Here is a 25,400-nt window from a genome sequence, read left to right as displayed (position 1 = left end):
AACAGTCGGACCCCGCTTCGTCCCGCTATTCGGCCGCTATATGAAGACGCTCAGCACCGCCGCCACGGCGAAGCCGGCCACCGACAGCACCGTCTCCAGAACCGTCCACGACTTGAGAGTGTCGCGCTCGGAGATGCCGAAGTACTTGGCGACCATCCAGAACCCTCCGTCGTTGACGTGCGACGCGAAGATCGATCCTGCCGAGATCGCCATGATGATCAGCGCCAGATGGGCCTGGGAGAGATCCTGCCCCTCGACGAGCGGCACGACGATGCCGGCGGTGGTGACGATGGCGACCGTCGCCGAGCCCTGGGCGACGCGCAGCACGACCGAGATCAGGTAGGACAGCAGGATGACCGGCAGTCCGACGTCGTTGAAGGTGTCGGCGAGCGCGTCGGCGATGCCCGAGCCCTTCAGCACGGCGCCGAACACCCCGCCCGCGCCGACCACCAGCAGGATGTTGCCGACCGGCTTGAGGGACGACGTGGACACCGTCTCCAGCGACTGGCGGGACCAGCCCCGCCGGATGCCGAGCAGGTAGTAGGCCATCAGCAGCGCGATCGTCAGCGCGACGAAGGGGTGCCCGAAGAACTCGATGACCGAGCGCAGGGTCGAGGGGTCCAGCGCGATCGAGGAGAAGGTCGCGGCGAGGATCAGCAGCAGGGGCGTACCGATGATGAGGAAGACCGTTGCCAGCGGGACCGGCTGCTCCGCGTAGTCGTCGCCCGGGGTGGTCCTGTCCGTGCCCTTGGCGCCCGTGCCCTTGACGTCGGTGGTGGTGACGTCGGTGCCGGTCGTGCCGGAACCGCCCCCGGAGGCTTCCAGGGTTGCCGCGCGGCGCGCGGCGCGCTCCGCCGCCACCGCCGCCTTCGCCTCTTCCGCCGCCTCGACCATGTCCTGCGGTACGGGGACGAAGATGCGCTTGCCGATCCAGGCGGCGTACACCCAGGCCGCGAGCACGGCCGGGATGCCCACGACGACGCCCATCAGGATGACCCAGCCGAGGTCCACCTTGAACAGCCCCGCGGCGGCCACCGGGCCGGGGTGCGGCGGCAGGAACGCGTGGGTCATCGACAGGCCCGCCAGCAGCGGCATGCAGTACAGCAGGATCGACTTGCCCGAGCGCTTGGCGGCGGCGTAGACGATCGGCGCGAGGACGAAGATGCCGACGTCGAAGAAGACCGGGACGCCGAAGATCAGACCGGTGAGGCCCATGGCGAGCGGGGCGCGCTTCTCACCGAAGAGGCTGAGCAGGCGGGCGGAGAGCGCTTCCGCGCCGCCCGACACCTCCAGGATCGCCCCGAGCATCGTGCCGAGCCCGATGATGATCGCGACATGGCCGAGGATGCCGCCCATGCCCGACTCGATCATCGAGACCGAGGCCGACCGCTGGACGGTGCCGAAGAGTTCGGTGACGGAGAGGCCTGCCGACAGGCCGACGGCTATGGAGACGGCGAGCAGCGCGACGAACGGCTGGAGCCTGACCTTGATGATCAGGACGAGCAGCAGAACGATGCCGAGCGCGGCGACGGTCAGGAGTCCTGCCGTGCCGTCCAGGAGGAGGAGCAGGCCTCCTGTGTGGGGTGGGATCTCTGGGGCGGGTGGGGTGGCTGCGAGGAGGGATGACATGGGGAGGGCCTCTTCTTCGGGGCATGGTGAATTTGGGCAGGGGGTATCGCCGTACTTGGTGCGGGGTTTGTGGGGGGTACTGAGAGTGGGGCTTGGGGGGGGTGGGGCTTGAGGGGTGGAGGCCGGAGTCCCCGCGCTGCTGGGCGCGGGGTGCGGGTCAGCCCAGTACCGCCAGCGCGTCGATCTCGATCAGGAGGCCCGCCGGCAGGCCGACGTAGACCGTGGTGCGGGCGGCCGGGGGCGCGGTGAGGCCCTGCTCCTCGAAGTACGCGTTGTAGATCGCGTTCATCTCGGCGAAGTGGTCGACGTCCGTGAGGTAGACGCGGATCATCACCGCGTCGTCCCAGGAGGAGCCGCCCTCTTCGAGGATCGCCTTGACGTTGGCGAGCGTCTGGAGGGTCTGCTCGCGCAGCGTGGGGCCCGCGGGTGTGGGCGGCTGACCCTCCACCGCGGGCAGGAAGCCGACCTGGCCCGCGACCTGGAGGATGTTCCCCTTCCTGACGCCGTGCGAGAACTTGGCGGGCGGGGTGGTGTGGGTCTTCGGGGTGAGGGCGGTCTTGTCGGTCATGGGCTTGCTTCCTTCGTCGGGGTCTTGCCTGAGTACTCCGCGCTGATGGCCTCCGCGGTGCTGCGGACCAGCGGGAGCAGGGTGAGGAGTTCGTTCTCCGTGACGACCACGTTCGGGGCGGAGACGGACATGGCCGCGACGACCCGTCCGTCGGTGCCCCGGATGGGCGCGGCGACGCAGTTGATGGACTCCTCGTGGCCGCCGAGGTCGGTGGCCCAGCCCTGTTCGTGGACCTTGTCCAGTTCCCGCAGGAAGGCGGGCGCGCTGGGGGTCGAACGGGCCGTGTACATGGGGTAGTCGAGCTTCTCGGCGAAGGCGCGGCGCTCGGGGTCGGGCAGGTCGGCGAGGAGCAGCTTGGCGACGGCGGCGACCGTGATGGCGACGGGCTTGCCGATCCGCGAGTACATGCGCACCGGGTAGCGGCTCTCGACCTTGTCGATGTAGAGCACCTCGCCCTCCTCGTGCACGGCGAGGTGGACCGTGTGGCCGCAGCTCTCGTTGAGGCGTACGAGGTGGGGGTGGGCGATCTCGCGGACGTCGAGGTTCTCCACGGCTTCCTGGGCGAGCGCGAAGAGGCGGGCGCCGAGGCGGTAGCGCTGGTCGGACTGGCGGTAGACCAGGCCGTGTTCGTGCAGCGTGCGCAGGAGGCGCAGGGCGGTGGACTTGTGGACGCCCAGGCGGTCGGCGACCTGGCCCAGGTCCGCGGGGCCCTCCGCGAGCAGCGGCAGGATGCTCAGCGCTCGGTCGACGGTCTGGCTCATGGGGTGCGTACCTCCTCCTCGGCCCGGTCTGCGGGGTGCGTCCAGCCGGGGCCGAGTCGAAGTCTCCCCCACGCGTCGTCGTCGAGGGCGGCGAGGCGGTCGGCGTGGGCGCGGGAAGGGGGTGCGGCCAGGTCTCCGGGGGTGGTGAGGGCGGCGGCTGCCATGAGGTGGCCGTGGCGGAGGCGGTGGGTGGGAGAGAGGCCGCGGAGGGTCGCCGACAGGAAGCCTGCGGCGAAGGCGTCGCCCGCGCCTACCGGGGCGACCACGTCCACGTTCAGGGCCTGGGCGTAGGTCGTGCTGTCCTGTTGGGTTGCGTTGTCCGGGTGCGTTGCGTTGTCCCGCTGCGTCGCGTTGTCCGGGTGCGTGTGGGGCGGGTGCGCGCCGGGGGGTGTCCGTCCTCGGTCCGGCGCGGAATCGGGTGCCTGAGAAGTGGCGGCCGTCGACGCGCCGTCCGCTGCGGGCGGACACCCCCCGGCACGCCCCCTCGCGTCCGTACGCGGCTGCGGGTGCGCCGCCTCGAAGATCGTGGCGCCTGTGCTGCCGCTCTTGACCACCAGTACGTGTGGCTCCGGCAGGGCCGCGCGGATGGCTCGGGGGCCGCCTGTGACGCCCCAGGCCGCCTCGGCCTCGTCCTCGCCCACGAAGACCAGGTCGGCGCCTCGGGCCAGGGTGAGGAGGGTGGCGCCCGCCGTTGCCCGGTCGGGCCAGAGGCCCTCTCGGTAGTTGACGTCGAACGAGATCAGGGGGCGGGTGGGGCTGGGGGCCGTCAGGGTCTTCAGGAGGGCCAGGCAGGTGGTGGAGAGGGCCGCCGTGATGCCGGAGAGGTGCAGGACGTGGGCCGCGCGGAGGGCGTCCATGTCTGTGGTGGCCGGCGCCATCGCCGAGGCCGCGGAGTTCGTTCGGTAGTACGCCACCTCGTGGGCTTCGGTGGATCTGTCGCTCGCCGTGCGGAAGTAGATGCCCGTGGGGCGGGAGGGGTCGCGGCGGACCGCCGAGGTGTCCACGCCGTACGACGCGATCGTCTCGGTCAGGTGGTCGCCGAAGCCGTCCGCGCCCACCCGGCTGACCCATCTCGTGGTGTGGCCGGCCGCCGCCAGTACGCAGGCCACATTGGATTCCGCGCCGCCGATCGCCCGTTCGAACGACGGTACGTCGGCCAGGGGACCCGGGCGGGAGGGCAGGAACGTGACCATGGACTCGCCGAGCGTGACGACCTCCACGGCGGCCGGGGAGTGCGTGGCGCCGTGGTGGGGGCCGACGGGCGGTCCTGTGGGGGTCACGATGGCTGAGGCTCCTTGCTGTCCCGGGTCCGGGCGGCTCCGTTGACCCGGCGTTGGCCGAGATGTTAGACAGCAGTAAGCGTTATACGCAATGACTGTTGCAGAGAACGCAACGGTCCTGATCTGGGAGGCTCCATGGCCGCCGACTCTGCGGACCGTCTTGCCGCGCTCGCGGACGAGCGCGTCGATCACCGCTTCAAGGGCCTCCCGCCCGACGCCGAGGGGCTGACGGTCGGCGAGCTGGCCGCCCAGCGACGCAATCTGTTCAGCGGGGGCTTCACCACGCCGGTACTGGCCCTCGACGCCGAGCGGCTGGAGCACAATCTGCGGCTCATGGAGACGTACGCCGCCCGGCACGGTCTGGTCTTCGCGCCGCACGGCAAGACCTCGATGGCCCCCCAGCTCTTCCAGCGGCAGATCGAGCACGGCGCCTGGGGCATCACCCTCGCCGTGCCGCACCAGGTGCGGGTGGCCCGTGCCTTCGGTGTCCAGCGGGTCTTCCTGGCCAACGAGCTGGTGGATCCCGCCGCGCTCGCCTGGGTCTCCGCTCAGCTCGACGCCGACCCCGACTTTCGTTTTGTCTGTTACGTCGACTCCGTGCGCGGGGTCGAGCTGATGGACGCCGCTCTGCGGAAGGCCGGCGCCGCACGGCCGGTGGATGTGGTGGTCGAGCTCGCCGCCGGTGAGGGTGCCCGGACCGGTGTGCGGACCGAGGCCGAGTGCGGGGTCGTCGCCGACGCGGTCGCCGGTGCGGGCACACTGCGGCTGGTGGGCGTCGCGGGGTACGAGGGTGAGGTGCCGGACGCCGATCCTGAGCGGGTGCGGGCCTGGTTGCGGCGGTTGACCGCCCTGGCCCTGGAGTTCGACAAGGGCGGGCGCTTCTCGGGGCTCGGGGAGATCGTGGTGAGCGCCGGGGGCAGTGCGTGGTTCGACGCCGTCGCCGATGTCTTCGCCGAGCTTCCCGAACTCTCGCTGCCCGTGGTGAAGCTGCTGCGCTCCGGTGCCTATGTCTCGCACGACGACGGTCACTATCGTGAGGTGACGCCCTTCGTCCGGATTCCCGAGGAGGGGTCCCTGCACCCCGCCTTCCGGCTCTGGGCCCAGGTCGTCTCCCGGCCCTCGGCCGAGCAGGCCTTCGCCAACGCCGGCAAGCGCGACGCCGCGTACGACCTGGATCTGCCCCTGGTCCAGGTGGTGCGGGGGAACGGCGGGGAGCGGCCCGCGGACGGTGTCACCGTCACCGGGCTCTCCGATCAGCACGCCTGGATCAGGACCGGTGAGGGCAGTGAACTGGAGGTCGGGGACTGGGTGGGCATGGGGCTCTCGCACCCCTGCACCTCCTTCGACAAGTGGCAGCTGATCCCCGTGGTCGAGCACGACGGCACGGTCGTCGACTACATCCGCACCTACTTCTAGGAGCCCGCCATGATGGATCTGGTCATCCGAGACGTGGACGTCGTCGACGGCAGCGGAGGCCCCTCCTACCGCGCCGACGTGGGCATCGAGGGCGGGCGGATCACGACGATCGTCCAGGAGGCGGCCGCCGCCGGATGTCTGCGGCCCGTCGCCCGGCAGGTGCTGGACGCCGAGGGGCTCGTCCTGTCGCCCGGCTTCATCGACATGCACGCCCACAGCGACCTCGCCCTGCTGCGGGACCCCGAACACACCGCGAAGGCCGCGCAGGGCGTCACCCTGGAGGTCATCGGGCAGGACGGGCTGTCGTACGCCCCCGTGGACGAGCGGACACTGGGCGAGGTCCGCAAGGCGATCACCGGGTGGAACGGTGACGGGGACGACATCGACTTCAGCTGGCGCACCGTGGGTGAATACCTGGACCGGCTGGATCACGGTTTCGGCGGTGAGGGCATCGCCGTCAACGCCGCCTATCTGATCCCGCAGGGTTCCGTGCGGATGCTCGCCGTCGGCTGGGACGACCGGGAGGCCACGCCCCGGGAGCTCGACCGGATGCGGGAGCTGGTCGCCCAGGGGATGCGTGAGGGTGCCGTCGGCATGTCGTCCGGGCTGACGTACACGCCCGGCATGTACGCCAAGGACGCCGAGCTGACCGAGCTGTGCCGGGTGGTGGCGGAGTACGGCGGTTACTACTGTCCGCACCACCGTTCGTACGGAGCCGGTGCCCTGGACGCGTACCGGGAGATGGTGGATCTGACGCGGGAGGCGGGGTGCCCGCTCCATCTGGCCCACGCCACCATGAACTTCGGGGTGAACAAGGGGAAGGGGCCCGATCTGCTGGCCCTCCTCGACGAGGCCCTCGCCGGCGGGGCGGACATCAGCCTGGACACGTACCCCTACACCCCGGGCTGTACGACTCTGGTGGCGATGCTGCCGAGTTGGGCGAGCGAGGGCGGGCCCGAGTCGATCCTCGCCCGGCTGAAGGACGACGAGATCGCCGAGCGGATCCGCCATCACATGGAGGTGGTGGGCGCGGACGGGTGCCACGGTGTGCCCATCGAGTGGGACACCATCGAGATCTCGGGGGTGAACGACCCCGCGCTCGCGTCCCATGTGGGGCGGACGGTTCAGCAGTCCGCCGAGGACCGGGGCGAGGCGCCCTGGGTCACCGCTCGCCGGCTGCTGCTCGACGACGGGCTCGGGTCCACGATCCTGCAGCACGTGGGGCACGAGGAGAACGTGCAGGAGATCATGCGGCACCGTATCCATACGGGTGGATCCGACGGCATCCTGCGCGGTGACAAGCCTCATCCGCGCGCCTACGGCACCTTCCCGCAGTATCTCGGGCGGTATGTGCGGGAGTTGGGCGTTCTCGGTCTTGAGGAGTGTGTCGCCCATCTGACGTCACGGCCCGCGGCGCGGCTGCGGCTGCCGGATCGCGGTCTGGTGCGTGAGGGGTACCGGGCCGACCTGGTCCTCTTCGACCCGGAGACCGTCGCCGCGGGGTCGACCTTCGACGCGCCGCGTAGGCTCCCGACCGGCATCCCGTACGTCGTCGTCGACGGCCGTCTCGTCATCGAGGACGGCCGCCGGACCGATGTGCTGGCGGGGCGGGCGGTTCGCCGGAGCGCCACCGGCTGACCACCGCGCCCCACCGGATCACGGCTTGGGCAGGACGCAGCCGCTCGCGTCCAGGTCCAGCTTGCTGTCGAGCCCGAAGCAGGCCGGTATCTGGTAGGTCTCCTGGCCGTAGTTGATGCCCTCGCGGACGGTGACGTTGCCGGCCTCGTCGACCTCGCAGGGGTTGTTGTCGGTGCAGCGCCCGCCGTCCTCGTTGCCGGTGTTGTTGACGGCGACGACGTGGCCGGTGGCGTTGTCGACGACGGGTGAGCCCGACGTGCCGCCGATGGTCTGGCAGGCGGAGGTGTAGCGGACCGAGTCCTTCCAGGTCCAGGCGCCTTCCTTGAGGCGGTAGGCGAAGCCGTCGACGTCGCAGGCGTACGTCCGCTTCCAGTAGCCGGAGACGACCGTGATGGCGGTGCCGGCCACCGGGTGGGTGTCGTCGAGCGTCAGCGGGCTGATCCCGTACGAGCTCACGATCTGCCCGTACGTGGTGGTGAGCTGGTAGAGCGAGACGTCCGTGTCGGTCATCGTGGCGTACGCGATCTTGCTGGCCCGCAGGGTGGCGACGCGGGTGCCGGCGGAGTTCAGCAGGCCGAAGGTGCGGCTGGAGGCCTGGTCGACGATGACCTCGCCGGCCGCGGGGAAGCCGGTCTCCAGGCAGTGGCCGTTCGACATGACCAGCGCCGGGTCGTCGTCCTGCGAGTCGGGGAAGCGCACGACGGAGCCGGAACAGTTGCTGAGCGACACGGTGCCGGCGAAGGTGACGGCCTGTACGGCGGCGGGCGCCCTGGTCCCGTCCGACGTCTCCGTGGCGGCTGCCGCCGGTGCCGCCAGGCCCGCCCCCGCGATCATCAGGGCGCCGAGCGCGGCAAGGAGAGGCTTCTTCATGTGGGGTCCCCTCGTGTGACGTGAGCGGCCGAAGATCTTCCGACCGCTTCCCGTTTTTGTCATGCACATCCTTAAGCGAGGACCCCCACCGAACAAGGAGCGAATTCCAGCCACCGGCCCGGACGCAGACAGACCCGCCGCCTCCGGGTGGCGTCAGCCGCAACGGACAAGGCTCCACAGCGCCACGCCGTCTCACGTGGTGGAAAACACGACGCGAGAAGCGTTACTCGGTCGTAAGCTCACCGACATGCAGGTGATCCAGTCGACCAAGCTCGCCAACGTCTGTTACGAGATCCGCGGCCCGGTCCTCGAGGAGGCGATGCGGCTGGAAGCAGCCGGCCATCGGATCCTCAAGCTCAACACCGGAAACCCCGCCGCGTTCGGCTTCGAGTGCCCGCCGGAGATCCTGGAGGACATCCTCCGCAACGTGTCCTCGGCGCACGGCTACGGCGACGCGAAGGGCCTCCTCGCCGCCCGCCGCGCCGTGGTCATGCACAACCAGACGCTGGGCATAGAGACAGACGTCGAGCACGTCTTCATCGGCAACGGCGTGTCCGAGCTGATCGTGATGGCCATGCAGGGCCTGCTGGACGACGGCGACGAGGTGCTCGTACCCGCGCCGGACTACCCGCTGTGGACCGCGGCCGTCTCCCTGTCCGGCGGCACGGCCGTGCACTACCGCTGCGACGAGCAGTCCGACTGGATGCCCGACCTCGCCGACGTGGAGCGGAAGGTCACCGACCGCACCAAGGCGCTCGTGATCATCAACCCGAACAACCCGACGGGCGCGGTCTACGACGAGGCCATGGTGCGCGGCCTCACCGACATCGCCCGCCGCCACAACCTGCTGGTCTGCTCGGACGAGATCTACGACAAGATCCTCTACGACGACGCCGTGCACACCCCGACCGCCAAGATCGCCCCCGACCTGCTGACGCTCACCTTCAACGGGATGTCGAAGGCGTACCGCGTGGCCGGCTACCGGGTCGGCTGGATGGCGATCTCCGGGCCGCGGGCGCACGCCGACTCGTACATCGAGGGGCTGACGATCCTCGCGAACATGCGGCTGTGCGCGAACATGCCGGGCCAGCACGGTGTGGTCGCCGCCCTCAGCGGCCGCCAGACCATCAACGAGCTGGTCCTCCCCGGCGGGCGGCTGGTGGAGCAGCGGGACGTGGCGCACGGGCTGCTGACGCAGATCCCGGGCGTGACGTGCGTGAAGCCGAAGGGGGCGCTCTATCTCTTCCCGCGCCTCGATCCGAAGGTCTTCAAGATCAAGGACGACCGGCGGATGGTGCTGGACCTGCTGCGGTCCGAGAAGATCATGGTGGTGCAGGGAACGGGCTTCAACTGGCCGGAACCAGACCATTTCCGGGTCGTCACCCTGCCCAACACCCAGGATCTGACGGACGCGGTGACCCGGATCGGGAACTTCCTGGACGGGTACGGCCAGAGCTGACGTCCGGCCGCCTTTCCCGCCCGCGTCCGGGCTCGGTCACAGGGAGTGGCCGGACGCCTCCGCTTTCTGAACCTGCTCAACTTTAGACGAAATCCAAGCTAGGATGGTTTCCTGTCAGAGCACAGGAGGCCATCTCCCATGTACGAACCGATCCGCACCAAGTCGGTCCACACGATGGCCGGCACCGCCGACTTTCCCCACCGGTCGCGCGAGGAGGAGCTGGACATCCAGCTCGCCGGTCATCTGGCGGCCCTGCTCGCGGTCACGGACGAGCTCCGCGAGCTCGAACCGTCGGCCGCGCTCGATGTCGCCGCGGAACGGCTGGCCACGCAGGTGACCCGCCTGCGCGGGGGCCGTCTGCCGGTCCGCGCGGCGGGCTCCGCCGCCGGCCGTGAAGTACTGCCCGCCGGGCTCCACCAGCGGGCGCACGCCCTCGCCGGCCGGGCCCTCGTCGTCGCGGCGTCCCGTGCGGACACGGCGGCGGCGATCCTGGCCGCCGAGCGGATGGACGCGCATGTGGCGTCCGCCGAGGCGCCCGCGCTCACCGCCCGCTGAGTCCCACCCCGATCGGCCCCGGTCCGCGCACATCCGCAGCGACACGCGGGCCGGGTGCCCCGAAGGCAGGAAGGGCCGCACCCGTACGGGTGCGGCCCTTCCTGCCTTCGTGCGTGCGCGTACGCCGATGCGGGACGCACCCGTTCCGACCTCACCGGCGACTTCCGCGAACGCGAGGAGGTGACGCTGATGCCGTTCGGCTCAGCGGTCAAGAGCGTGCGCACGCATGTGGTGCGGCCCGAGGATCCGTCCTCGGGGCTCGCCGAGATCCGCCGTGACACCGGGGCGCTCACCGCCGACGGCGACACGGCGATCTACACGTCGCTGGGGAAGGCGTACGAGCGGCTGGGCGCCGACGACGACACGTTCACGTCGATCGTGCTGATGACGGACGGCGAGAACACCGCGGGTGAGAGCCCCGCGCGGTTCGACGGCTTCTACGGGCGGCTGCCCGAGACGAACGGCGGATCCCCGTCTTCCCGATCCTCTTCGGCGACTCCGACCGCGACGAGCCGGCCCACATCGCCGACCTGACCGGCGGCCGTCTGTTCGACGCCCGGCAGGGCTCGCTGGACGGCGCCTTCAAGGAGATCTTCCCGTCCCGTCCCTGGGGCTGCCGCCCCGGACCCCGCTGAAAGACTGCGCAGTTCCCCGCGCCCCCATGTGGGGGCGCGGGGAACTGCGCAGTCTTTTCTAGCCCAGGCGCTTCACCAGGGCCCGGTACTCGTCCCACAGTTCCACCGGTGTGTGGTCGCCGAACGTGTTCAGGTGGTCCGGGACCAGCGCCGCCTCCTCCCGCCACACCTCCGGGTCGACCGTGAGGAGGAAGTCGAGGTCGGACTCGGAGAGTCCCAGACCCTCCGTGTCGAGCGCGCCCTTCGCCGGCAGCACGCCGATCGGCGTCTCCACGCCCTCCGCCCTGCCGTCCAGCCGGTCCACGATCCACTTCAGGACGCGGCTGTTCTCACCGAAGCCGGGCCAGACGAACTTGCCCGCGTCGTTCTTGCGGAACCAGTTGACGTAGTAGATCTTCGGGAGCTTGGACTGGTCCTTGCCCTTGGCGACGTCGACCCAGTGACCCATGTAGTCGCCCATGTTGTAGCCGCAGAACGGCAGCATGGCGAACGGGTCGCGGCGCAGCTCACCGACCTTGCCCTCGGCGGCGGCGGTCTTCTCGGAGGCGACGTTCGCGCCGAGGAACACGCCGTGGTTCCAGTCGAAGGACTCCGTCACCAGCGGTACGGCCGTGGCGCGCCGGCCGCCGAAGAGGATCGCCGAGATCGGCACGCCCCGGGGGTCCTCCCACTCGGGCGCGATGATCGGGCACTGCGAGGCGGGCACGGTGAAGCGGGCGTTGGGGTGCGCGGCGGGCGTGGTGGACTCCGGGGTCCAGTCGTTGCCCTTCCAGTCCGTGAGGTGGGCCGGGGTCTCCTCCGTCATGCCCTCCCACCAGACGTCGTTGTCGTCGGTCAGGGCGACGTTGGTGAAGACGGAGTTGCCCCACAGCGTCTTCATGGCGTTGGCGTTGGTGTGTTCGCCGGTGCCGGGCGCGACGCCGAAGAAACCGGCCTCGGGGTTGATGGCGTACAGCCGACCGTCCTCGCCGAAGCGCATCCAGGCGATGTCGTCGCCGATGGTCTCGACGGTCCAGCCGCGGACCGTCGGCTCCAGCATCGCGAGGTTCGTCTTGCCGCAGGCCGAGGGGAAGGCCGCCGCCACGTACTTCGACTCACCCTGCGGGGGTGTGAGTTTGAGGATCAGCATGTGCTCGGCCAGCCAGCCCTCGTCGCGGGCCATCACGGAGGCGATGCGCAGGGCGTAGCACTTCTTGCCGAGCAGCGCGTTGCCGCCGTAGCCGGAGCCGTACGACCAGATCTCGCGCGTCTCGGGGAAGTGGGAGATGTACTTCGTGGAGTTGCAGGGCCACGGCACGTCCGCCTCGCCGGCGGCCAGCGGCGCCCCGAGCGTGTGCACGGCACGCACGAAGAAGCCGTCGGAGCCGAGCTCGTCCAGGACCGCGCGGCCCATGCGGGTCATGGTGCGCATGGACACGGCGACGTACGCGGAGTCGGTGATCTCCACGCCGATCGCGGAGAGGTCGGAGCCGAGCGGGCCCATGCAGAACGGGACGACGTACATCGTCCGGCCCTTCATCGAGCCGCGGAAGACGCCCTGCTCTCCGCTGAAGATCTCCCGCATCTCGGCGGGGGCCTTCCAGTGGTTGGTGGGGCCCGCGTCCTGCTCCTTCTCGGAGCAGATGAACGTACGGTCCTCGACCCGCGCGACATCGGTCGGGTCGGAGGCCGCGTAGTAGGAGTTGGGGCGCTTGATCGGGTCGAGCTTCCTGAAGGTGCCCTTGGCGACGAGCTCTTCGCTCAGTCGCTCGTACTCGGCTTCCGAGCCGTCGCACCAGACCACACGGTCCGGCTGGGTGAGTTCGGCGATCTCGTCGACCCACGCGATCAGTCCCCGGTGGTCGGTGGGGGCTGTGCCGGGGACTGCGGTGGTGGGGACGGCTGTGCTGGGGACGGTGAGGGAAGAGGGAGCCGCGATGTCGCGCGCCACGATCGCTCCTAGATGAGGGGTTTTTGTTGTTGTGCCCCGTGGGGGCTGCGACCCGGATGCTTCATGGAACCGACCCTTACCGATCTTTCCGGCCCAAATCGATCTTCCTGGCGCTCATCCGGTGCCGACCGCACTCATTTGATCATCCGATGCGTCCGCCCATATGTCCAGAGGGCCTCACACGTGAGCAGCGTGAGCATCGCCACTCGCCGGCCGCTCCGCTCCTTCTTACGGATGGACTGACACGTAACCTACGGTTCCGTAGGTACGATGGATCCCATGACTGCGCCCCGCCCCGACGCCTCAGCGGACACCCCGGTCGTCGACCGCGTCGCCGAAGCGCTCTCCCTGCCGCACCCCGTCAAACCGAGACTGCGTGGCTGGCTGCACGCCGGGATGTTCCCCGCGGTCCTCGTCTCCGGTCTGGCGCTGACCGCGCTCGCCGGTTCGACCCGCGCGCGTGCGGCCTGCGCGATCTTCGTCCTCACGGCCTGCCTGCTGTTCGGGGTCAGTGCGATCTACCACCGCGGCACCTGGAGCCCGCGCATGGACGGCGTGCTGCGCCGCCTCGACCACGCGAACATCTTCCTGATCATCGCGGGCTCCTACACCCCGCTGACGATGCTGCTGCTCCCGGAGAGCAAGGGTCAGTGGCTCCTGTGGGGCATCTGGGGAGCGGCGATCGCGGGCATCGCCTTCCGGGTCTTCTGGATCGGCGCCCCGCGCTGGCTGTACACCCCCTGCTACATCGCGATGGGCTGGGCGGCCGTCTTCTTCCTCCCCGACTTCATGCGGGCCGGCGGCATCGCCGTACTGGTCCTGGTGATCGTGGGCGGACTCCTCTACAGCGCCGGCGGCGTGATCTACGCGCTCAAGCGCCCCAACCCGTCACCACGCTGGTTCGGCTTCCACGAGGTCTTCCACTCGTTCACCCTCGCGGCGTTCATCGCGCACTACATCGGCATCTCGATGGTGGCCTACCAGTACGGATAGCCCCACCGGCACCGGCACCGACGCCAGGAACCAGCAACCCGACAACCCGGCAACAGCCCTTCGACGAAAGGGCCCCACCGCATCGCACGGTGGGGCCCTTTCGCGTACCCGCCTCCGAAGATCGGCGCGAGCACCGGCGAGCAAGGCGTCACCGACCCGGCGATGGCCCCCGCCCCGGCCGATGGCCGACAATGACCGCATGACGGCCGCACGTACCTCACCCGCCACCGCCCCCGACCGCCCCCGGCCGGGGCTCCGCGAGCGGAAGAAGACCAAGACACGGACGGCGATCCGCGACGCGACGTACCGGCTGATCCAGGAGCAGGGCTACGACGCGACGACGATCGAGCAGATCGCCGAACTCGCCGAGGTGTCGCCGTCCACGGTCTTCCGCTACTTCCCGGCCAAGGAGGACATCGTCCTCACGGACGAGTACGAGGCGCTCCTGGCGGCGGAGCTGCGCGCCCGCCCGGCGGACGAGCCGTGGCTGGAGTCCCTGCGGTACGTGCTGCGGCGGGCCGTCGGCGTCGAGGCCGCCGAGGACCCCGAGGTGACCCGGCTACGGACCCGGCTCATGGTCGAGGTGCCGGCCGTGCGCTCCCGGATGCTGGAGAGCATGTCCGTCACCGGCCGTCTGCTCTGCCGGGTCCTCGCCGAGCGCACCGGCCGGGCACCCGACAGCTTCGAGGTGCGTGTCTTCGCGATGTCCCTCGTCGGCGGACTGATCGAGGTGTCCCTGTACTGGGCCGAGCACCAGCACGAGGACGACCTCGCCACCCTGGTCGACCGGGCCCTGGACGTCCTGGGCCACGGCCTCGGAGCGTGACCGACCCCGTCGTCGTCGCACACCGGCTGCCCGACCGCCGTTCGCTCAGCCGTGCTCCAGTGCCGTGCGGAGGCGGTCGAGGTCGGTCGTCGGGGCGTCACAGGTGAAGTTGCGGCAGACATACGCGGTCGGTTCGCCGTCGATGAGTGACCGGTGTGCGAGCAGGGGCAGTTCGTCACTGTCCGGAGTCCCCACGGCGACGACCGCGCCGGGTGCGGTGGCGAGGAGCGCGACGCGGTGGAGGTCCTTGGTGGCCGGGGCGTCGAGCGGTCCGACCACGGCCACCTCGCGCGGCCCGTCGAGCAGGGCCTCGGCGGTGGCCAGGCCCCAGCCGATGAAGCGCGGGGCGCGCGGGCCGAGCGCCTTCACCACGCCCAGCGCCCGTTCCGCGGTACGGCGATGGGGCTCCGAGCCGGTCTGGGCGGCGTAGCTCAGCAGGGCTCCGGCGGCGGCGCTCCAGCCCGAGGGCGTGGCGTTGTCGGTCGGGTCCTGCGGGCGCCTGATGAGCTTCTCGGCGTCGGCGGCCGTGTCGTACAGCCCCCCTGACTCCTCGTCGGTGAACTGCACGAGGACGTGGTCGAGCAGGAAGCCGGCGAACTCCAGCCAGACTCCTTCACCGGTGACCGAGGCGAGCGCGAGGAACCCCTCGGCGACGTCCGCGTAGTCCTCCAGCACCCCCGCGTGGGCGCCGGCCCGGCCGTCCATGCTCGTACGGGCCAGCCGCGCGTGCTCGTCCAGATGGAGCCGGACGAGGAGGTCGGCCGCGCCGAGCGCCGCGTCGATCAGGTCGGGCCGGTCGAAGTACGCGCCGGTCTCGGCCAGCGCGGCGACGGCCAGCCCGTTCCAGGCGGCGACGATCTTGTCGTCGCGGCCCGGGGCGGGGCGCCCGTCGCGGGCCTCCTTCAGCCGGGCCTTCACGGACTCGATCCGCGCGGCGTCGAACACGCCCTCGCGCTGCGGCAGTTGCAGCACGGAGGCGCCCTCCTCGAACGTGCCCTCCTCGGTCACACCGAAGTAGTCGGCGGCGAGTTCGGCGTCCTGCTCGCCGAGCACCTCGCGCAGCTCCTGCGGCGTCCACACGTAGTAGGCGCCCTCGACGTGCTTGCCCGTACCGTCGTCGCTGTCCGCGTCGAGCGCGGAGGCGAACCCGCCCTCGTTCGTGCGCAGTTCGCGGACCATGAAGTCGGCGGTCTCCAGGGCGACCCGGCGGGCCAGATCGGAGCCGGTGGAGCGCCACAGGTGCGCGTACACCCGGCACAGCAGCGCGTTGTCGTAGAGCATCTTCTCGAAGTGCGGCACGACCCACTCGCGGTCGACGGAGTAGCGGGCGAAACCGCCGCCGAGCTGGTCGTAGATACCGCCGCGGGCCATCCGCTCACAGGTGTCGGCGGCCATCTGCAGCGCGCCCTCGGACCCGGTGCGGGCGTGGTGGCGCAGCAGGAACTCGACGGCCATGGACGGCGGGAACTTGGGCGCCCCGCCGAAACCGCCGTGCGCGGCGTCGTACTCCCGGGTGAGCCCGAGCAGCGCCTGCGCCAGCTCCCCCTCGCCGGGCACCTGCGCGTCGCCGAAGCCGATCTCCCGCCCGGCGAGGTCGCGCACGATCTTCCCGGCGACCTCGTCGACCTCGCCCCGCCGGTCGGTCCACGCGCTGTGCACGCCTTCGAGGACCTGCCGGAAGGAGGGGCTCCCGTGCCGGGGCTCGGGCGGGAAGTAGGTGCCGAAGTAGAACGGCTCGGCGTCGGGGGTGAGGAACACGGTCATGGGCCAGCCGCCCTGCCCGGTCGCCGCCTGCACGGCCTCCATGTAGACCGCGTCGACGTCGGGCCGCTCCTCGCGGTCGACCTTGACGGCGACGAAGTGCGCGTTGAGGCGGTCGGCGGTCTCCTGGTCCTCGAACGACTCGTGCGCCATGACGTGGCACCAGTGGCAGGAGGAGTACCCGACGCTCAGCAGCACCGGGACGCCCCGGCGCCGCGCCTCTTCGAACGCCTCCGCCGACCAGGGCCACCAGTCGACGGGGTTGTCGGCGTGCTGCAGGAGGTAGGGGGACGTCTCGTGGGCCAGTCGGTTCGGCATGTGGTCCATCCTGCCTGACGGGACATGACCACCGTGGGACGCCTCCGCCCGGGACGACCACCCGGACGACGCCCGGACGACGCCCGGACGACCGCTCCTGGCGGATCGCGACGGCGGCCGGGGCCCGGCCGGCCCGCGCCGTGGTCGCCGGTCCGCGCCGTGTCCGTCGGTCCGTCCGCTCCGTGATCGCCGCCCCCTCGCGCTCTCGCCCCGCACGAAGGACACTGGCGAGTAAGGAAGTTGCTGCCGGAGGGGGACACCAGATGCGGGACAGCCATCGGGCGGAGGCCGAACGGCTGTTGGTCCGGGCCGTGGAGGAAGAGGTCCGTCGGTCGGGTGGCCGGGTCGACGGGAGCGTACTGCTGTCGCGGGCACGGGCCTCGCTCGACACCATGGCGCAGTCCGCGGCCGAGGAGTACGACGCCTACACGAAGGCGCTGGACGAGGCGGAGGCCGGCCGGCTGACCTTCGGGCAGCGCTACGCCCGCGAGGGCGCCGGAACACCCCTGCTGGTGGCGTCCGTCGCGGCGCTCACGGCCCTGGTGGCGGACCTGGCGCTCGGCACCGGCACGGGCACGGCGGTGGGCGCGGGCGTGGTCGTCGGCGTCGCGGGCGCGGCGGCCACGGTGGCGAAGGTGACGGCCTCCCATCTGCCGGCCGCGAGCCGCCGGGCGGGCGCCCTGGGCCAGCCCGGCGGCCCCCAGCAGCTGCGGCTGGCCTGGCTGACCGCCCTGGAGATCCGCGGGATCCGGCCGTTCTTCGACCAGCAGCGGGTGTTCAACGCCGCCACCGGGGCGAAGAAGGGCGCACCGCAGCTGCGGCGCACGGACAAGAGCGCGGCGGCCCGCAGGCGCAACGTCCTGGAGCAGTCCTTCGGTCAACTGCCCGAGCCGGTCGGCCCGTTCGCCGGCCGCCGCCAGGAGCTGCTGCGGATCACGCAGTGGGTGCACGCGGCCCGCGCGAGCACGGAGACCAAACCGACGATGGTCGTCCTGTACGGCGCGCCCGGCTCCGGCCGCAGCACGCTCGCCGTGCGGGCCGCGCACGAACTCAAGGACCAGTTCCGCGGCGCGTGCGTGGTGGACCTGCGTGGCGGCAGCGCGGAGGAGGCGCCGCTGACCACCCGCGACGCGCTGCTCCACCTGCTGAACCGGCTGGGCGCGCCCCGTGAGCAGCTCCTGTTCCGGGAGCGTTCCTCGCAGGACCAGCAGGTACGGCGGCTCGCCGAGCTCTACCACCAGCACCTGACCGGTCTGCCCGTGACGATCGTGCTGGACGACGCCGACGACATCGAGCAGGTACGCACGCTGGTCCCGGAGCGCTCCGACAGCCTCGTCGTCGTCACCGCCCGCAAACCCCTCGACCTGCCGGCCGACCTGCCCGCCTGGGTGCACCAGCTCGCGGTGGAGCCGCTGGCCGCGCCGGGCGCCGAGGAACTCCTGAAGGCGTCCGCGCAGGACGACTCGGCGCCGTACGACGCCGAAGCCTCCGACGAGGTGAGGGAGTTGTGCGGCGGGCTGCCGCTGGCGCTGCGGATCGCGGGTTCCTCGCTGGGCCCGCGCACCCCGCGCAGGCTCGCCACCGACCTGGCGGCGTACGGTCCCGTCGAGCCGGTCGAGCGGGTGCTGTGGCTGCGCTACACGGACCAGCCGGACATGGCGCGGCGGCTGCTGCGGCGGCTGGCCCTGGCGGGCCGCGCCTCGCTGGGTGCCGCCGCGGCGGCCGCCCTGCTCGCCACGGACGAGCCGGAGGCGGCCCGCCATCTGGACGCCCTGGCCCGCGCGGGGTTGATCGACCATGTCCGCGGCAGCCGTTACCGCCTGCACGATCTCGTCCGCGCCTTCGCGCAGGCCCGCCTGCTCGACGAGGAGGAACCCGCCGAGCGCACCGCCGCGCAGGAACGTCTCATCGTGAACTACGGGGAACTCGCCGACGCGGTGATCCGGCTGGTCGACGGCAAGACGTCCACGCGCGCGGACCAGTTCGGCCCGCACGGGTTCACCTCGCTGGAGGGGGCGCTGCGCTGGCTGGACGACGAGTCGAGCTTCATCACGGCGGCCCTGCGGCACGCGGAGGGGGTCAGCCAGGCCGCGGTGCTCAATCTCCTGGGCGCGCTGTGCGACTACTGCCTGCTGCGCGGCGACCTCTACCGCCTGGGTGAGATCAGCGAGTTGACGCAGGCCGTCGACCAGGGGCTCCTCGTGCGCTCGGTCCAGTGGCGTACGGGCATCGCGGCCCGGCAGCTCGGCGAACTCGACAAGGCCCGTACGACGCTGACATCGGTGGTCGACCTCTACTTCGAGGCCCACCACGACGCGGGCGCGGCACGGGCGCTGGGTTCGCTCGGCATCACCCTGCACCACCAGGGGAACCTCACCGAGGCGGCGGTGAAGCTCCAGGAGGCCCTCGACCTCCAGGCCTCCCCCGACCTCGCCGCCGACCGCGCCTGGACGATGCACGCACTGGCGGCCGTGGAGCGGGACCGGGCGCGGCTGCGCGAGGCCCTGGACCTCCTCACCCAGGCCCTGGCCCTGCACCGCGAGGGCGAGTCCGTGCACGGCGAGGCGTGGACCCACTTCCAGCTCGGCCAGCTGAGCCTGCGCATGGGTGACGTGCCGCGCGCCGAGTCCGAACTGCGTGAGGCCCTGCGCCTGTACGGGCGCACGCGCGACACCCGGGGTGAGGCCTGGGCGCTGACCCAGCTGGCGCGGGCCCGGATGGTCGACGGCGACCCGTCGTCCGCGGTGGACGCGCTGCGCCAGGCGGCCTCCCGGCACCGCGACAACGAGGACTCCCGTGGCGAGGCCTGGACGGTGTACTACCTGGGCCAGGCGCTGGAGGAGACGGGCCACCTCGACCAGGCGGTCCGTGAGCTGGAGCGGTCCCGGACGATGTTCTCGCGGATCCGCGACGTCTACGGTCTGGCGTGCGCCCGTCACCATTCGGCGCGGGTGACCCGTGACCAGCGGGCCGCGCAGACCGGCTCGCTGCGGAACTCGGGGTTCGCCCGGCAGCTCCTGGTGGACGCCCGTGCCGACTTCCAGCGGATCGGTGTGGCCCACGGCGAGGCCTGGACCTGTCTGGAGCTGGCGGTGGTGGACGCGGGGAACGCCCGTACGCAGCCGGCGCTGGTCCTGTGCGACGAGGCGGCCTCGCTGTTCGCGTCCTACGGCGACCGCCGTGGCGAGGACTGGGCCCGCTTCCTGCGCTGCACGCTCCTGCCGTACGCCTCCCCCGGCGGGGTCGAGGTGGGTACGGCCGTGGCCCAGGAGGAGCTGTCCCAGCTGACCCGCTCAGGTCACCCGGCCCGCGACGGCAAACTGGACGACTACATCGAGGCGTACCAGCTCCTCCTGGAACGCGGAGCCGACCTGGAGGCCGGCTGGCAGGCGTGGCGCCTGGGCATGGTCCCCAACCGCCACGCGCGGGAGGTCATGGGGGTGGCGGTCACGGCACAGCGCACGTAAGCACGCCGCCGGGTGGGCGTCCAGCGCGGCAGCAGGTCTGGTACCCGGGGTTCCCCCGCGGGGCGAACCCCGGGTTTGACCGACCCGATGACACCACCGAACCGGACCACCCACGCCGGTCGCCGCCCGTCGACCCACCCGTCCGGTCTCGGCGGACCGACACCCGGACGACCTGGCGTCCGGCGGTCAGCAGCCAGCCAGCCGGTGCCGGCGACCCGACAACCGACGCCGCGCCTTCGGCACCCGGCGGCCGACAACCAGCAATCCGACGACCCGCTTCCGGCCACCGGCATCTGGCGGCTGGCGGCTGGCGGCTGGCGGCTGGCGGCCCGATGGTCCGCCGTCCGCCGTCCGAGGCCCGCCTCACACGACCCGGTTGTCCGACGCCCCCGACGACCGGCATCAGCATCGGCATCCGGCTCCCCAAGGGTCCGCGCCCGGCAACGTCCAGGGCTGGATCGTCCATCGACGCGGCACCCGACAAACCAGCGCCAAGCGGTCGGCAACCCGCGTCCGACCCCCCGGCATCCGGCATCCGGCATCCGGCATCCGGCATCCGGCATCCGGCATCCGAGGCAGACCTACTGTGCGGCCGACCGACGCCTCGACAACCGGCATCGGCATTGGGCGGCCTGCCGGATGACCGGGCGCCGGGCGGCCGGCAGGCGGCAGCCGCCAAGGATCAGCCCTTCGCCGGCGAAGCCTTCCCCCCGGGGCCGGTCGGCGCCCTGTCGGAGGCCGGGGCCTTCGGGTCGGTGTCCTCCTTGAAGTCGACCTTGCCCATGTGCCGGTTCATCGACTTCATGAGGCCCCATACCGCCAGGGCCATCACCGCGAAGACGATGAAGCCGAGGACACCGGGGGTGACCTTGTTCTCGTCGACCTCCTTGGCGAGAGGGACGAGGTGCGTCAGTGCCAGGCTTGCGCTCATGTCAGGCATTGTCGCGGATGCCCGCGAAGAGGTCGTGCTCGGGGAGGGACGTATCGACGAGGGACTTCGCCAGCTCGTACTCCTCCGTCGGCCAGATCTCCTGCTGGACCTCCATGGGAATGCGGAACCAGCCCCCGTCGGGGTCGATCTGCGTGGCGTGCGCGATGAGCGCCTTGTCACGGATCTCGAAGAAGTCCGCGCACGGCACGTGCGTCGTCAGCGTGCGCTCGACGTGGTCGGACTCCTCCCACCGTTTGAGCCAGTCCCCGTACGGCGACTCAAGCCCCCGGGCCAGCAGCGCGTTGTGCAGCGCCTCGGTGCGCGGGCGGTTGAACCCCTGGTTGTAGTAGAGCTTCTGCGCCCGGAAGGCCGGGCCGAACTCGGACTCCGGGTACTTCTGGGCGTCGGCCGCACCCTCGAACGCCACCATCGAGATCTTGTGGGTCATGATGTGGTCCGGGTGCGGATACCCGCCGTTCTCGTCGTAGGTGGTGATCACCTGCGGACGGAAGGCGCGGATCTTGCGGACGAGCTCACCGGCGGCCTTGTCGACGTCCTCCAGCGCGAAGCACCCGTCGGGCAGCGGCGGCAGCGGATCGCCCTCGGGCAGGCCGGAGTCGACAAAACCGAGCCACTCCTGCTTGACCCCGAGGATCTCGCGGGCCTCGTCCATCTCCTTCCTGCGCACCTCGTGGATGTTCTCCTCGACGTACTTGTCGCCCTGCAGCTTGGGGTTGAGGATGGAGCCACGCTCCCCGCCGGTGCAGGTCACGACCAGCACGTCCACCCCCTCGGACACGTACTTCGCCATGGTGGCCGCACCCTTCGACGACTCGTCGTCGGGGTGGGCGTGAACGGCCATCAGTCGCAACTGATCAGTCAAAACTCAATCCTCAGCAAGTCGGCGCCCCAATGTGAAACGGCGCGGTCGGCGCTTCTATAGTGACCGAATCGGCGGGCGAAAAATTCCGGGCCCTGCCCCGCGTACCCGCCTCGGAGAGGACGATCATGAGTACGGTGCAGCTGCCCGAGGGCCGGTACGGCCGCTCCGCGGACGAGCGAGCCGACCGCAAGCTCAAGGTCATCGGCTCCGTGCTCGGGGCGGCACTGCTCGTGCTGGTCGGCTACTTCGCCTTCCACTACGTGGCCGGCAACAAGATCAGCGCCGAGGTCATCAGCTTCGCCGCCTCGGACTCCGCCGTGAAGGTGCACCTGGAGGTCCGCAAGGACTCGGGGGTGACGGGCTACTGCACGATCCGCTCCCAGGCCGAGGACGGCGCCGAGGTGGGCCGCGCGGACTTCCGCTTCGACCAGGACGCGAACCGCGTCGACAAGGTCCTCACCCTCCGCACGACGGCCCCCGGCACGACCGCGGAGCTGCTCGGCTGTCACGCGAACTGACCGCGGGACGGGCCCGCTTCGGGTCCCGCCCGGCCGTGCGGGGCCCGGCTACGCCGGACCACGCCCGACACCGACGTACGCCGAGTACGACAACTCCGCACTGACCTGCGTGGATGTAATTCTGCGGGCTTATGTCCTCCCCCTTCCGGCCGTGAATTGTTAGGCTCGTGGTTTCGCCCACCCGAGAAGGAACATTCTTCTGGGTAGGGCGATGCTTTGTATTCCCAGTACCTACGAGGAGCACCTGTGACCCAGACCAGCGAGAACGTCACCTGGCTGACCCAGGAGGCGTACAACCAGCTCAAGGCCGAGCTGGATCACCTGTCTGGTCCTGCGCGCACGGAGATCGCCGCCAAGATCGCGGCCGCGCGCGAGGAGGGCGACCTGCGCGAGAACGGCGGGTACCACGCGGCCAAGGAGGAGCAGGGCAAGCAGGAGCTGCGCGTGCGCCAGCTGACCCAGCTCCTGGAGAACGCCAAGGTGGGCGAGGCTCCGGCGGCCGATGGTGCGGTGGCGCCGGGCATGGTCGTGACCATCGCCTTCGACGGCGACGAGGACGACACGCTCACGTTCCTGCTCGCTTCGCGTGAATACGCGAGCACCGACATCGAGACGTACTCACCGCAGTCCCCGCTGGGCTCCGGTGTGAACGGCAAGCGGATCGGCGAGGAAGCGCAGTACGAGCTGCCGAACGGCAAGCTCTCCTCGGTGAAGGTCCTCGAAGCCAAGCCGTACTCCGAGTAACTCCGACCCGCGCGCGGCCCCGCCCGCGCGGTGTCCTGTCCCAGCGTCGCCTTGTCCCACGCGTCGCGGCCTTGTCCCTGCGTCGCCCTGTCGAAGCCCCCGGTGCCCACGAGCGCACCGGGGGTTTCGCCGTTCGTCACGTCGTCGCACCGGCGCGTACCCACTCGCCCCGGCGCCGCTCGCTCATGCCGACGCCGAGCGGTACTTCCGCACCGCCAGGGTCCGGAAGACCACGATGATCAGGACCGACCAGATCAGCGAGGCCCAGACGGGGTGCTGCATGGGCCAGGCGTCCGACGGTGAGACCCCGGGGTTGCCGAAGAGCTCGCGGCAGGCCTGCACCGTGGCGCTGAACGGGTTCCAGTCGGCGATGTGCCGCAGCCAGGGCGTCATCCGGCTGGAGTCGACGAACGCGTTCGAGATGAAGGTGACCGGGAAGAGCCAGATCAGCCCGCCCGAGGTGGCCGCCTCCGGAGTGCGTACCGACAGGCCGATGAGCGCGCCGACCCAGGTGAACGCGTACCCGAGGAGGAGCAGCAGGCCGAAGGCACCGAGCGCCTCGCCGATCCCCGCGTGCGTGCGCCAGCCGACCAGCAGGGCGACCAGGGCCAGTACGAGCAGGGTGAGGGCCGTCTGGACCAGGTCGGCGAGTGTGCGCCCGGTCAGCACCGCGCCGCGCGCCATCGGCAGGGAACGGAACCGGTCGATGAGCCCCTTGTGCATGTCGTCCGCGATGCCCGCTCCGGCGCCCGCGGTGGCGAAGGTGACGGTCTGCGCGAAGATGCCGGCCATCAGGAACTCGCGGTAGGTGCTGGCGTCGGTGCTCCCGCCGATGTTCATGGAGCCGCCGAACACGTACGCGAACAGCACCACGAACATGATCGGCTGAATGAGTCCGAACAGGATTATCTCGGGGATCCGGGTCATGCGGATCAAGTTCCGCTGGGCGACGACCAGGGAGTCCCGGACGGCCTGGCCGAGGGAGCCGCCCGGGACCGCGGTCCGCACGGCGTCGGTGACGATGCTCACTGGGAAGCCTCCTTCTTGCGCTCGTGGTCCTTGGGCTCGGTGGCGCCGGGCGCGTCGCCGGTGCCCTCGTCCCGCTGCTCGGCGAGGTGGCCCGTCAGGGACAGGAAGACGTCGTCGAGGGTGGGGCGGCGCAGACCGATGTCGTCGATCTCGATGCCGCGGATGTCCAGCTCGCGGATGACCTCCGCGAGGAGCTTCGCGCCGCCGGTGACGGGCACGGTGAGCCGGCGGGTGTGCTCCTCGACGGTGGTCTCGCCCTTGCCGAAGCCCCGCAGGACCTCGGCGGCGGTCGCGATGTGCTCGCGGTCGTGCACGACGACCTCCACGCGCTCGCCGCCGGTACGGGCCTTGAGCTGGTCGGAGGTGCCGCGGGCGATGACCCGGCCGTGGTCGACGACGCAGATGTCGTGCGCGAGGTGGTCGGCCTCTTCGAGGTACTGGGTGGTCAGCAGCAGCGTCGTACCGCCCGAGACCAGTTGCTTGATGACCTCCCAGAGCTGCTGGCGGTTGCGCGGGTCGAGGCCGGTCGTCGGCTCGTCCATGAACATGACCGGCGGCGAGACGACGAGCGCGGCCGCGAGGTCGAGGCGTCGGCGCATACCGCCCGAGTAGGTCTTCGCCGTGCGGTCGGCGGCCTCCGTGAGGTTGAACTGCTCCAGCAGTTCGACGGCGCGGGCCTTCGCCTGCTTCGACCTCATCTGGTAGAGCCTGCCGACCATCTGGAGGTTCTCGCGGCCGGTCAGATACTCGTCGACTGCGGCGAACTGGCCGGACAGGCCGATCGAGCGTCGTACCTCGTTCGGGTTCTTCAGTACGTCGATGCCCGCGACGACCGCCTTGCCGCGGTCGGGGCGGAGCAGGGTGGTGAGGCAGCGGACGGCGGTGGTCTTGCCCGCTCCGTTCGGCCCGAGGAGGCCGAGGACCGTGCCCTCCGGGACATCGAGATCGACGCCGTCCAGAGCCCTTACGTCGCCGAAGGTCTTCACCAGGCCTTCGGCGTAGATGGCGCCTGGCATAAGAGTCCCCCCAGTGGTCGGGTGTCCATCGGAAAGTATGTGAGAAGTTCGAGCGAGGTGATGAGTTTCACCTACTTTGCCCCACCTGGGCGAGCGAATATCCACACAGGCGGTCGGGGCATCAGTGACGAGAACCACACCATAACGCGATGTATCGCGTTTCCTCAAGCAGT

20 protein-coding genes and 1 pseudogene are annotated in these 25,400 nt (G+C 70.8%); 10 read left to right on the top strand and 11 right to left on the bottom strand.

The genetic code is table 11. The features are described 5' to 3' along the window. Positions 1-36 precede the first annotated feature (36 nt). The 4 genes from ACLVWQ_RS20185 to ACLVWQ_RS20170 form a co-directional block, all read right to left on the bottom strand. Entirely contained in the window at positions 37-1,629 is a 1,593-nt protein-coding gene (locus ACLVWQ_RS20185) for a GntP family permease (RefSeq protein ID WP_414110314.1), read from the bottom strand. A 157-nt stretch (positions 1,630-1,786) separates the two neighbouring features. Then, positions 1,787-2,197 carry a RidA family protein gene (locus tag ACLVWQ_RS20180; protein ID WP_414110313.1) on the bottom strand — a complete coding sequence of 137 codons (411 nt, stop codon included), beginning with the start codon at positions 2,195-2,197 and terminating at the stop codon, positions 1,787-1,789. Beyond that, the gene (locus tag ACLVWQ_RS20175) at positions 2,194-2,958 is read right to left on the bottom strand and encodes an IclR family transcriptional regulator (protein ID WP_414110312.1); all 765 of its coding nucleotides are present in this window, start codon (positions 2,956-2,958) and stop codon (positions 2,194-2,196) included. The genes ACLVWQ_RS20180 and ACLVWQ_RS20175 overlap by 4 nt, the downstream gene beginning before the upstream one ends. After that, the gene (locus ACLVWQ_RS20170; RefSeq protein WP_414110310.1) at positions 2,955-4,238 is read right to left on the bottom strand and encodes a sugar kinase; all 1,284 of its coding nucleotides are present in this window, start codon (positions 4,236-4,238) and stop codon (positions 2,955-2,957) included. Before ACLVWQ_RS20170 ends, ACLVWQ_RS20175 begins: the two co-directional genes overlap by 4 nt. Positions 4,239-4,373: 135 nt before the next feature. Here ACLVWQ_RS20170 and ACLVWQ_RS20165 point away from each other — a divergent pair, with 135 nt between their 5' ends. Both ACLVWQ_RS20165 and ACLVWQ_RS20160 read left to right on the top strand, forming a co-directional pair. After that, the gene (locus ACLVWQ_RS20165) at positions 4,374-5,654 is read left to right on the top strand and encodes an amino acid deaminase (protein ID WP_414110308.1); all 1,281 of its coding nucleotides are present in this window, start codon (positions 4,374-4,376) and stop codon (positions 5,652-5,654) included. Positions 5,655-5,663: 9 nt separating this feature from the next. Then, positions 5,664-7,292, top strand: a complete 1,629-nt coding sequence (locus ACLVWQ_RS20160) for an N-acyl-D-amino-acid deacylase family protein (protein WP_414110307.1) — start codon at positions 5,664-5,666, stop codon at positions 7,290-7,292. A gap of 18 nt (positions 7,293-7,310) precedes the next feature. Here the strand turns inward: ACLVWQ_RS20160 and ACLVWQ_RS20155 are convergent, their stop codons facing one another. Next, a complete protein-coding gene (locus ACLVWQ_RS20155; protein WP_414110306.1) occupies positions 7,311-8,162 on the bottom strand; it encodes a S1 family peptidase in 852 nt (283 codons plus the stop codon). A 247-nt stretch (positions 8,163-8,409) separates the two neighbouring features. Between ACLVWQ_RS20155 and ACLVWQ_RS20150 the strand changes: the two genes are divergently transcribed. From ACLVWQ_RS20150 to ACLVWQ_RS20140, 3 genes and pseudogenes are all read left to right on the top strand, one after another. Beyond that, entirely contained in the window at positions 8,410-9,621 is a 1,212-nt protein-coding gene (locus ACLVWQ_RS20150) for a pyridoxal phosphate-dependent aminotransferase (RefSeq protein ID WP_414110304.1), read from the top strand. Positions 9,622-9,759: 138 nt separating this feature from the next. Then, a complete protein-coding gene (locus tag ACLVWQ_RS20145; protein ID WP_414110303.1) occupies positions 9,760-10,176 on the top strand; it encodes a hypothetical protein in 417 nt (138 codons plus the stop codon). Positions 10,177-10,320: 144 nt separating this feature from the next. Continuing rightward, positions 10,321-10,811 (top strand): annotated as a pseudogene (locus ACLVWQ_RS20140) (vWA domain-containing protein); the annotation flags it as partial. Positions 10,812-10,869: 58 nt separating this feature from the next. Here ACLVWQ_RS20140 and ACLVWQ_RS20135 read toward each other — a convergent pair. Further along, positions 10,870-12,741, bottom strand: a complete 1,872-nt coding sequence (locus ACLVWQ_RS20135; RefSeq protein ID WP_414110302.1) for a phosphoenolpyruvate carboxykinase (GTP) — start codon at positions 12,739-12,741, stop codon at positions 10,870-10,872. A 279-nt stretch (positions 12,742-13,020) separates the two neighbouring features. On the opposite strand from ACLVWQ_RS20135, the gene trhA reads away from it, so the two are divergent. Continuing rightward, a complete protein-coding gene (gene trhA / locus ACLVWQ_RS20130) occupies positions 13,021-13,734 on the top strand; it encodes a PAQR family membrane homeostasis protein TrhA (RefSeq protein WP_414110301.1) in 714 nt (237 codons plus the stop codon). A gap of 199 nt (positions 13,735-13,933) precedes the next feature. Then, entirely contained in the window at positions 13,934-14,560 is a 627-nt protein-coding gene (locus ACLVWQ_RS20125; RefSeq protein WP_414110300.1) for a TetR/AcrR family transcriptional regulator, read from the top strand. A gap of 45 nt (positions 14,561-14,605) precedes the next feature. On the opposite strand, the gene ACLVWQ_RS20120 is transcribed toward ACLVWQ_RS20125, so the two are convergent. Next, positions 14,606-16,639 (bottom strand): thioredoxin domain-containing protein, encoded by a 2,034-nt coding sequence (locus ACLVWQ_RS20120; RefSeq protein WP_414110298.1) that lies wholly within the window; start codon positions 16,637-16,639, stop codon positions 14,606-14,608. Positions 16,640-16,902: 263 nt separating this feature from the next. On the opposite strand from ACLVWQ_RS20120, the gene ACLVWQ_RS20115 reads away from it, so the two are divergent. Beyond that, complete coding sequence (locus tag ACLVWQ_RS20115) at positions 16,903-20,106, top strand: tetratricopeptide repeat protein (protein ID WP_414110297.1); 3,204 nt, start codon at positions 16,903-16,905, stop codon at positions 20,104-20,106. A 682-nt stretch (positions 20,107-20,788) separates the two neighbouring features. On the opposite strand, the gene ACLVWQ_RS20110 is transcribed toward ACLVWQ_RS20115, so the two are convergent. Together ACLVWQ_RS20110 and mca are read right to left on the bottom strand one after the other, a co-directional pair. After that, positions 20,789-21,046 (bottom strand): hypothetical protein, encoded by a 258-nt coding sequence (locus ACLVWQ_RS20110; protein WP_414110296.1) that lies wholly within the window; start codon positions 21,044-21,046, stop codon positions 20,789-20,791. Then, positions 21,039-21,920 (bottom strand): mycothiol conjugate amidase Mca, encoded by an 882-nt coding sequence (gene mca, locus ACLVWQ_RS20105; RefSeq protein ID WP_414110295.1) that lies wholly within the window; start codon positions 21,918-21,920, stop codon positions 21,039-21,041. The genes ACLVWQ_RS20110 and mca overlap by 8 nt, the downstream gene beginning before the upstream one ends. A 125-nt stretch (positions 21,921-22,045) precedes the next feature. Here mca and ACLVWQ_RS20100 point away from each other — a divergent pair, with 125 nt between their 5' ends. After that, complete coding sequence (locus ACLVWQ_RS20100) at positions 22,046-22,438, top strand: DUF4307 domain-containing protein (protein ID WP_414110294.1); 393 nt, start codon at positions 22,046-22,048, stop codon at positions 22,436-22,438. Positions 22,439-22,684: 246 nt separating this feature from the next. Further along, a complete protein-coding gene (greA, locus tag ACLVWQ_RS20095) occupies positions 22,685-23,182 on the top strand; it encodes a transcription elongation factor GreA (protein ID WP_414110293.1) in 498 nt (165 codons plus the stop codon). A 183-nt stretch (positions 23,183-23,365) separates the two neighbouring features. On the opposite strand, the gene ACLVWQ_RS20090 is transcribed toward greA, so the two are convergent. Together ACLVWQ_RS20090 and ACLVWQ_RS20085 are read right to left on the bottom strand one after the other, a co-directional pair. Then, positions 23,366-24,211 (bottom strand): ABC transporter permease, encoded by an 846-nt coding sequence (locus ACLVWQ_RS20090; protein ID WP_414110292.1) that lies wholly within the window; start codon positions 24,209-24,211, stop codon positions 23,366-23,368. After that, positions 24,208-25,227: an ATP-binding cassette domain-containing protein gene (locus ACLVWQ_RS20085; protein ID WP_414110291.1), complete on the bottom strand. Its 1,020-nt coding sequence runs from the start codon at positions 25,225-25,227 to the stop codon at positions 24,208-24,210. The genes ACLVWQ_RS20090 and ACLVWQ_RS20085 overlap by 4 nt, the downstream gene beginning before the upstream one ends. Positions 25,228-25,400 lie beyond the last annotated feature (173 nt).

The sequence above is a fragment of the Streptomyces sp. CWNU-52B genome, assembly GCF_047444975.1.
GTDB lineage: Bacteria > Actinomycetota > Actinomycetes > Streptomycetales > Streptomycetaceae > Streptomyces.
Note: the sequence above shows the minus strand (reverse complement) of the source record. Positions and strands in the feature narration are given on the sequence as shown.

Coding starts and splice junctions, on each gene's coding strand:
- ACLVWQ_RS20100 (WP_414110294.1), top strand. CDS start 22,046: ATGAGTACGGTGCAGCTGCCCGAGGGCCGGTACGGCCGCTCCGCGGAC.
- ACLVWQ_RS20110 (WP_414110296.1), bottom strand. CDS start 21,046: ATGCCTGACATGAGCGCAAGCCTGGCACTGACGCACCTCGTCCCTCTC.
- ACLVWQ_RS20180 (WP_414110313.1), bottom strand. CDS start 2,197: ATGACCGACAAGACCGCCCTCACCCCGAAGACCCACACCACCCCGCCC.
- ACLVWQ_RS20120 (WP_414110298.1), bottom strand. CDS start 16,639: ATGCCGAACCGACTGGCCCACGAGACGTCCCCCTACCTCCTGCAGCAC.
- ACLVWQ_RS20165 (WP_414110308.1), top strand. CDS start 4,374: ATGGCCGCCGACTCTGCGGACCGTCTTGCCGCGCTCGCGGACGAGCGC.
- ACLVWQ_RS20185 (WP_414110314.1), bottom strand. CDS start 1,629: ATGTCATCCCTCCTCGCAGCCACCCCACCCGCCCCAGAGATCCCACCC.
- ACLVWQ_RS20175 (WP_414110312.1), bottom strand. CDS start 2,958: ATGAGCCAGACCGTCGACCGAGCGCTGAGCATCCTGCCGCTGCTCGCG.
- ACLVWQ_RS20160 (WP_414110307.1), top strand. CDS start 5,664: ATGATGGATCTGGTCATCCGAGACGTGGACGTCGTCGACGGCAGCGGA.
- trhA (WP_414110301.1), top strand. CDS start 13,021: ATGACTGCGCCCCGCCCCGACGCCTCAGCGGACACCCCGGTCGTCGAC.
- ACLVWQ_RS20155 (WP_414110306.1), bottom strand. CDS start 8,162: ATGAAGAAGCCTCTCCTTGCCGCGCTCGGCGCCCTGATGATCGCGGGG.
- ACLVWQ_RS20125 (WP_414110300.1), top strand. CDS start 13,934: ATGACGGCCGCACGTACCTCACCCGCCACCGCCCCCGACCGCCCCCGG.
- ACLVWQ_RS20115 (WP_414110297.1), top strand. CDS start 16,903: ATGCGGGACAGCCATCGGGCGGAGGCCGAACGGCTGTTGGTCCGGGCC.
- ACLVWQ_RS20085 (WP_414110291.1), bottom strand. CDS start 25,227: ATGCCAGGCGCCATCTACGCCGAAGGCCTGGTGAAGACCTTCGGCGAC.
- ACLVWQ_RS20145 (WP_414110303.1), top strand. CDS start 9,760: ATGTACGAACCGATCCGCACCAAGTCGGTCCACACGATGGCCGGCACC.
- ACLVWQ_RS20150 (WP_414110304.1), top strand. CDS start 8,410: ATGCAGGTGATCCAGTCGACCAAGCTCGCCAACGTCTGTTACGAGATC.